Source organism: Streptomyces fildesensis, assembly GCF_016107395.1.
Lineage (GTDB): Bacteria > Actinomycetota > Actinomycetes > Streptomycetales > Streptomycetaceae > Actinacidiphila > Actinacidiphila fildesensis.
This window is the reverse complement of record NZ_JAAIKO010000028.1, coordinates 98,919-105,830: the sequence shown is the minus strand read 5'-3', so window position 1 is coordinate 105,830 and position 6,912 is coordinate 98,919. Positions and strand designations below refer to the sequence as shown.

The 6,912-nt window shown below is 68.4% G+C and carries 4 protein-coding genes and 1 pseudogene; 1 reads left to right on the top strand and 4 read right to left on the bottom strand.

All coding sequences use genetic code 11. From position 1 onward, the window contains the following. Positions 1-645: 645 nt before the first annotated feature. The 3 genes from C6N31_RS28770 to C6N31_RS28760 are packed head-to-tail and all read right to left on the bottom strand — an operon-like array spanning position 646 to position 3,269. Positions 646-1,143, bottom strand: coding sequence for a hypothetical protein (locus C6N31_RS28770; RefSeq protein ID WP_198358548.1), 498 nt, complete (start codon positions 1,141-1,143; stop codon positions 646-648). 12 nt (positions 1,144-1,155) lie between these two features. Further along, positions 1,156-1,644 (bottom strand): hypothetical protein, encoded by a 489-nt coding sequence (locus C6N31_RS28765; RefSeq protein WP_198358547.1) that lies wholly within the window; start codon positions 1,642-1,644, stop codon positions 1,156-1,158. Continuing rightward, complete coding sequence (locus C6N31_RS28760) at positions 1,569-3,269, bottom strand: integrase (protein WP_198358546.1); 1,701 nt, start codon at positions 3,267-3,269, stop codon at positions 1,569-1,571. The genes C6N31_RS28765 and C6N31_RS28760 overlap by 76 nt, the downstream gene beginning before the upstream one ends. 428 nt (positions 3,270-3,697) lie before the next feature. Here C6N31_RS28760 and C6N31_RS28755 point away from each other — a divergent pair. After that, a pseudogene (locus C6N31_RS28755) lies at positions 3,698-4,769 on the top strand (IS1380 family transposase); the annotation flags it as partial. Between the two features lie 340 nt (positions 4,770-5,109). On the opposite strand, the gene C6N31_RS28750 reads toward C6N31_RS28755, so the two are convergent. Next, on the bottom strand, positions 5,110-6,861 hold the full coding sequence (locus C6N31_RS28750; protein WP_198358545.1) for a serine/threonine-protein kinase: 1,752 nt from the start codon (positions 6,859-6,861) through the stop codon (positions 5,110-5,112). Between the last annotated feature and the right edge of the window lie 51 nt (positions 6,862-6,912).

The window sequence follows — 6,912 nt, the reverse complement described above, 5'->3', positions numbered from 1 at the left end:
TGTGCCGGCCTCCTCTGGATCCGACACCTCGAATCACAGCCTTGATCACAACCCCACACACGCCCTAGGACCCACTGCCATTGGACGTCCTGCTGGTGCAGGCTGGCGTGTAGCTCCAGCAGGTACGGGATACGGTCTGGGCGTAGCTGGGTCGGGGTTATGACGGCGACTTCGGCGTGGTCAGAGACGGTCACAGCGGCGACTTCCATGTTGGGTCGGGGGGCGTCAATAGGTCGGTGGATCCCCGGTTTCGGGGGCCGGGGCCGGGCGGTAGGTGCCTGTGGCGGTTTCGAGAGTGCCAACGAAACCGGACACGAGGCGGATTGCGTGAGGGCGTTTGGTATCGAGCGGTCCGGATGATCCTTTCTCCGGCTCGCCCAGAAAGATTGTCCAGGAATGCGGCTGTGGATAAATTTCGTCGCCGTTCCGCGCGTTCGCGGGTCAGTCGCGGACCGGCTTTGTCGGCTATGCAGGGGTGGAGATCCGTCATGCCGGGGCGGTAGATCGCGCAGTGCGGGGTAGTCGGTGGTTGGATGTCGGCATCCCGGAGGACGACACCGTGATCGCGGTGGATGTTCCGCACTGCGGATCTCGCCGTGTGTGAGAGGGTTCGCTCCGGACTGCTCGGCAAGTTCCAGGGGCTGTTCAACTGCACGATCCGTGCGGCGCCGAGCGGTCTGCGGTGGCGGGCAGGACCCGGACGGTGGCGCCGTCGGTGATTTGCTGGCGGAGGCGTTCGATCTCCGCATGCTGGGCGGCCAGCCGGGAGATCGCCAGCTGTTTGAAGCCGGTGAGCTTCTCCAGGCGCGCGTCGCGGTCGGCGAGGCGCTTCTTCAGTTCCGCTCGCTCGGCCTTCAGCCGCTCGATCTGTGCCTCGCGCGGGTCGACGATCTTCCCGGCCTGCTGGAGTTCGCGCACCCGGCGCTCGAACTCTTCGGCCAGGTGCTGGTAGGCGCCCGGTCTGGGGGTGCCGTCGCGGTTCTTCTTCGAGTAGAAGCCGGTGCGGGTCACTCCAGCAACGGCGGCGAGGGTCTTGAGATCGGTCTTGCCGCCCGGCGGCAGGTTCCCGCTCAAGATCCGCTCTATCGCGGCCCGGATCGCTGCCTCGTTGCGGGACTTGTCCTTCTCGGTGAGCCGAGCCATCACATTCCTCTCTCACGTCGCCCCAGAGGCGGCGTCGATCTCGGCGACCACGCGCTGGGCACGGTCGCGTTCGGGCAGGAGCCGTTCCTTCTCGCCCTTGGCCACCCGAGGACTCTCGACGAAGGTGTCGATCACGGCGATCTGTCCGAGCCACACGGGCCGGTGGCTTTGATGGTGGGTGGCCTGCGGGCAACGGGCCGAGTCACACATCCCCACCAGCGGCTTCTTGGCGTTCGGGGTGTCCGCGAGTTTGAGGCACAGCGCCTTGGACGGGTCGCGGAACCAGCAGAAGTTCGCCGCTCCGACGTGAAGTACCTTCGACAGCTTGCGCAGAAGGCTCTCCAGGTGCCGGTCGTCGTCCAAGACCTTCGGATCGTGACGGGCGGCCTCGTTGAGCTGCGCATCCACATGCTGGAGTGCCTCGATCAATCCGCGGGCGCCGGGACCGGCGGGGTGGCGGCCCGCCTTGAGGTCGCGGAACGCTTCCACGGTGAGCTCCATGTGCTTCTCTTCCTCGGCCTCCTCGACCTCGGTGAGGAACAGTCGCTGGGATCCGCCGGGCGCGCGGCATACCCCTCTGTTGTGGCGACGGAGATGTGCTTCAGCGCGATCTTCGCGGCCAGCAGCCCGCCGGGCCGCGCGGCGATCGACAGTGCGAGCTTCCGGCGCAGCATCCGGGCGTTGATGGGGCCGGCCGGGATGACCGGCAGACCCCAGCGCTCCCGGTTCCCGGTCTCCTCCAGCCACTTCCGCATGCGGGTGAGGCCGAACGACAGGGCGACGGTGTTGAACAGTGCGGCGCCGGGCGGCGCCCCCACCAGGTGCTCGGCCAGGGCAACGGCACGATGCACGTCCTCGATCACGACCCAGTCGTCGGGCACCCCGCCCAGTTTCTGGCCCTTGATCAAACGGCCGGCGAGCCGGTAGCGGGTGCCGCCCGACTTCGTCACCGTCTGGCGCCGGCAGCCGACGTTGAGTTCGACCAGTTCGCTGTTGCGCATGCCGCTGAGCGCGCTGGTCACCACCAGACATGCCACAAGGGTGTTGGCGACCATCGATTGGAGCCCCGCGTCGGACAGCGGGGCTGTCCACGGCACCGATGCGCCGTCCTCTTCACGGGCGACCGTCGGCGCGGTGCGCGCCCAGTAGTTCTCGAAGCCTACGTCCTCGGCGAGCACGAGGAGCTCGGGCGTGATCTTCTCGCGCAGGAACAGGTCGGCGATGGTGCTGGTGCCGACCTGGTGCGCGAGGCGATACCACGCAAGGTCTTTGAGGGGCGCGAGGTCACCGGTGCTGATACGCCGGGCCCGCCCTTTGCCATCGGCCAGCGGCAGCGGCACGCGATCGACATGCATCTGCGCGAACAGGCGCTTCAAGTCGGGGACGTGGGCCAGCGTGCCACGCGGGAAGCCCTTCGTCCTCGCGGCGTCGGCGCGGGCCTGCTCAACAAGATCGGCGAGGTGCGGACCGACCGTGTTGACCAGGTAGAGGCAGGTGGCCAGCGCGGGCTGGAGGAGGTGGTCGGGCACCGGCGGGGTGCGGTTGCCCCGCAGCCACGTGCCACCGACAACCTTGATGGTGCTCCGGCCGTCCCACGGGACAAAGCCCGCCCGGTAGCTGTCCGTGGACAACAGGTCCCCGTACAGCGTGATCAGTTGGACGACGCGCACGCTCTCGGCCAGCGTCTCGGGTTCCACCTGGACCGGAGGCGCACCCGGCTTGGGGACATACCACTGATCCTCGGAGGTGAACCGGTCGCAGTGCTCCTGCATGACCTCCTCCAGGGAGGTGACCCCGTTCGCGGTCAGCCAGTTGAACCACGCGGTGAACTTCCTCAGGAAGCGGTTGCAGGTGCGGGGACTGCGGTACTTGCGCAGCGCGAGAGCGCACTCCAGCACGCTGTCGTGCTGCGGGGCGAGCAGCGCGATCAGGATCTCCTTGGCGACCACACGCCATTTCGGGTTCATGATCTGGGAGAAGTCCCAGGTCAGCTCGTGCTGCTTGATGGAACGGGGCTTGTCGGCCAGGCCCCACATGTCCCACAGGTCTTCCTCGAACCGCGAGCGTGCGGAGCCGGGCAACAGCGCCAGTCCGGTGGCCTCGTGGACGTAGCAGTCGCGGGGCAACGTGCTCGGCGCACTGGCAGTTGGTGCTGGTCCCGACCTGCGGTGGGAGCACACCCTCGGCAAGATTGACGCGACCGTGCTGCTGGAGTTCGTCTGCTCCCGGCTGGCCGGACTGCCCGTCGGGGCCGGCGCCCTGTCCCTGGCCGCGGATGGCCTCGGCGCCCGATTGCCCGTCTGGAGGCAGTCGAGCCGTGCACGGTGTCGATGTCTTCTTGCAGCTCGGCGGTGATCGTGACGGTGACCTCGTGGTCGTGCAGGGGGCGTGGGCGGCCTGGCCGGCGAAGTGCGCTTCCTCGCTGTCTATGCGGGCCAGGATCATCGTGTGGTCGTTGAACGGCCGGAAGGTGTGCGCGCTCAGCGTCACGCGGCGGTCTCGGCTATGACTGAGCTGCACCCCGAACACAATGACGGCTCCAGCGCTACGAGTTCTTGCCGGGGCCGGGCCGAAAGCCCTCACGGCGATCCGCTCGGCGCGAGCCGAAGTGAGGAAGCGGGTCTGGGAGTTGGCCGCAGCTGCCAACCCGGCCGCCGACGGCCACGTGATCGTGAACATCGACGGCGTACTGGTACTTGCGCACTCCGAGAAACAGGACGCCACCGCAACCTGGAAGACGAGCTTCGGGCATCATCCGTTCGTCGCGTTCGTCGACCGCGGCCTATCCGGTTCCGGGGAGCTGGTGGCCGCCCTGCTGCGGCCCGGCAACGCCGGCTCCAACACTGCCGCCGACCACATCACCACCACCCAGCTCGCGCTGGCCCAACTGCCCAAAGCCCTGCGGCAAGGACGGCAGACACTGATCCGCACCGACTCCGCCGACGGCACCCATGCCTTCCTTGACTGGCTCTCCCGCCGGGGCCGATGGCTCTCGTATTCCGTCGGAATGACCATCACCGACACCATCCACCACGCCGTCCTGAGCATCCCGAAACGGGCCTGGACGCCGGCCTACGACTCCGACGGCATCGAACCGCCCCGGCGCCTGGATCGCGGAGATCACCGACATGCCCGACCTCTCCTCCTGGCCCAAGGGCATGCGGCTGATCGTCCGCAAGAAACGACCCCACCCCGGCACCCAACTCCGCTTCACCGACATCGACGGCAGCCGCCTCACCTGCTTCGCGACCAACACCCAAGGCGGCCAGCTCGCCGACCTCGAACTCCACCACCGCCGCCGGGCCCGATGCGAGGACCGCATCCGCAACGCCCGCGACACCGGCCTACGCAACCTCCTCCTGCACCAGACCGCGCAGAACCAGATCTGGCTGGAGATCATCTCCCTCGCACTCGACCTCCTCGCATGGATGCCGATGCTCGCCCTGACCAGCCAAACCCGCAGCTGGGAGCCCAAGAAACTCCGCCTGTGCCTGTTCTCCGCTGCCGCCCGACTCGTTACCACCGGCCGCCGCCGCCGCTGGCTTCGCTTCACCGCCCGATGGCCCTGGACCGACATCATCACCCGAGCGATCGACCAGCTGCAAAGCCTGCCGAACCCCGGCTGACCAGCCACTTCGACCACCCCAACAACCCGCAGTACCGCCCCCGGAAAGTGGAACCCGGCGCACACCCGACGCGACAACCGGGCCCTCAACCTGGCCCGGCCCCGGAAAGACCGCACCACATAACCGCAGAGTCCCCGTCAACAAACTGACGAGGACTCATGAACGATCGAGGGTAGCGCGTGGCCCATTGAAGGGAAAGGCCAGAGCGCTTCTGACCGCTCTTGAAACCGTCCTCGCGCTGGCGCGGGTGCGTCCGATGAGGCAGCCCGCGCCTCACGAGGTGGCTCGCGGAGTGTCACCGGACCGGCTTCGCGCCTGGCCAAGAGCCATCAGAAACGGCTTAGCCCTGCTTGGTGAGTTCGCCGCTCACTCCTGGTGCGGTCGCCTGCAGGCTGCCGCTGGTGTTCAGTCTGAAGGTCACCTGTACCGGCCGAGCGTCGCAGAGGGTATTGGTACTGACCGACGACTCAGTCGCCGTAATCGATCTGGTCGACGCGGAGACCAGGACGTCTGCTCCGGCGCACTGGAAGCCGAGGCTGTCGAAGGTGCTGCTGGAATGGCCGATCGTTTCGCCTGTGTTGCCTTGTGTGAGCTCGATGCGGTACGTCATGGTCACTCCGGACTGCGTAGCGCTCAGCGTCCCCTGCCAGGTCCCGACAAGAGCGGCCGGGATGCCGGCGGCCGGTTGCGAGGTCTGCGGCGCGGGTTGGCCCGGCGGCTTGCCGGAGGATTTCGAGGCGCCGGACGACTGGCCCGGTGCCGCGCCCGGCACCTGCGAGTTCCCATCCCCGGCGCCCGGCCAGCTACCCGACAGCCACAGCGTCAGAGCGACGGAGGCTGCCACTGACAGCGCGGCGATACCTGCGATCATCGCACCGCTCCGGCTTCGGCGGGGAGATGTCCCTTGCGGCCAAGGCTTCGGATGGGGGCCGGCCTGGGCATACAGCGGCGTACTCGGACCAGCCTGCTGGGCCGGTGGCCACACCTGCGGTGGCGTCTGCGGCTGAGGTGGTGTCGGCAGTGTCGGTGGCGTTTGCGGCTGAGAGGGCGCCCCCACCTGGACTTTCGGCTGAGGCTGCGTCAACAGCTGAGGCCCCGTCAACGTCCACCCGGTGGGCAGCACACTGCTTGCCGACAACGGTCCGGACTCCGCTCCTGCCGCCGCGCCGACGCCGTTTACGCTCAGGCCCGTATCGAGATCCAGCAGCTCGACGGCCAACCGCGCCAACGAGCCGGATATCGCAGCCGGCAGCCATCCGTCCTGGCCCAGTCGCAGGGTGCCGGACCCGCCGCTCTCAAGGCGCTCCCGCAACTGCGCCGGCGTCGGCCGGTCGCCGGGGCCCTTGGCCAAGCAGTCCAGGACGAGGTCGCGCAAATCTCCGTCGAGACCGCCCAGCTCTGGTTCCTCGTGCAGCACGCGGTACAGCAGCACGGCCGCACTCAGGCCCTCCCCGAACGGAGAGATGCCGGTAGCCGCGAAGGCCAGGACCGCGCCCAGCGAGAAGACGTCGCTGGGCGGCCCGGCCGGCCGGCCCTGTGCCTGCTCGGGCGACATGAAACCCGGCGAGCCGACCACGAAGCCGGTCCGGGTGAGCGTGGTGGCGGCATCCAGTGCCCGGGTGATACCGAAGTCGATCAGACGCGGCCCGTCCAGGGCCAGTATCACATTTGACGGCTTGAGATCCCGGTGCACCAGCCCCAGCCCGTGCACCGCCGCCAGAGCTTCGACAAGCCCGGCGCCGAGCGTGCGGACGGACCGGGCCGGCAGCGGCCCGAACTCCCGTACCGCCTCGCCGAGTGCGGGCCCGGCAACGTAGCCGGTGGCCACCCAGGGGCGCTCACTCTCGGTGTCGGCATCCAGCACGGGGGCCGTCCACTGACCGCCCACCAGCCGGGCTGCCGCGACCTCCTGACGGAATCGGGCCCGGAACTCGGCGTCGGCGGCGAAGTCGCTGTGCACCACCTTGACGGCGACCGTCCGGCCCCCGGCCGTCCGCCCGAGATACACCCGCCCCATGCCACCCGCGCCGAGCCGACGCAGCAACCTGTAGTCACCGATTCTCTCAGGATCATCCGCCGCCAATGGCCCCATACCCAGCACGCTCCCCTCGTCCGTCCCCCCGACAGCGCAAGACCGTACCTG

Coding starts and splice junctions, on each gene's coding strand:
- C6N31_RS28770 (WP_198358548.1), bottom strand. CDS start 1,143: ATGGCTCGGCTCACCGAGAAGGACAAGTCCCGCAACGAGGCAGCGATC.
- C6N31_RS28765 (WP_198358547.1), bottom strand. CDS start 1,644: ATGGAGCTCACCGTGGAAGCGTTCCGCGACCTCAAGGCGGGCCGCCAC.
- C6N31_RS28750 (WP_198358545.1), bottom strand. CDS start 6,861: ATGGGGCCATTGGCGGCGGATGATCCTGAGAGAATCGGTGACTACAGG.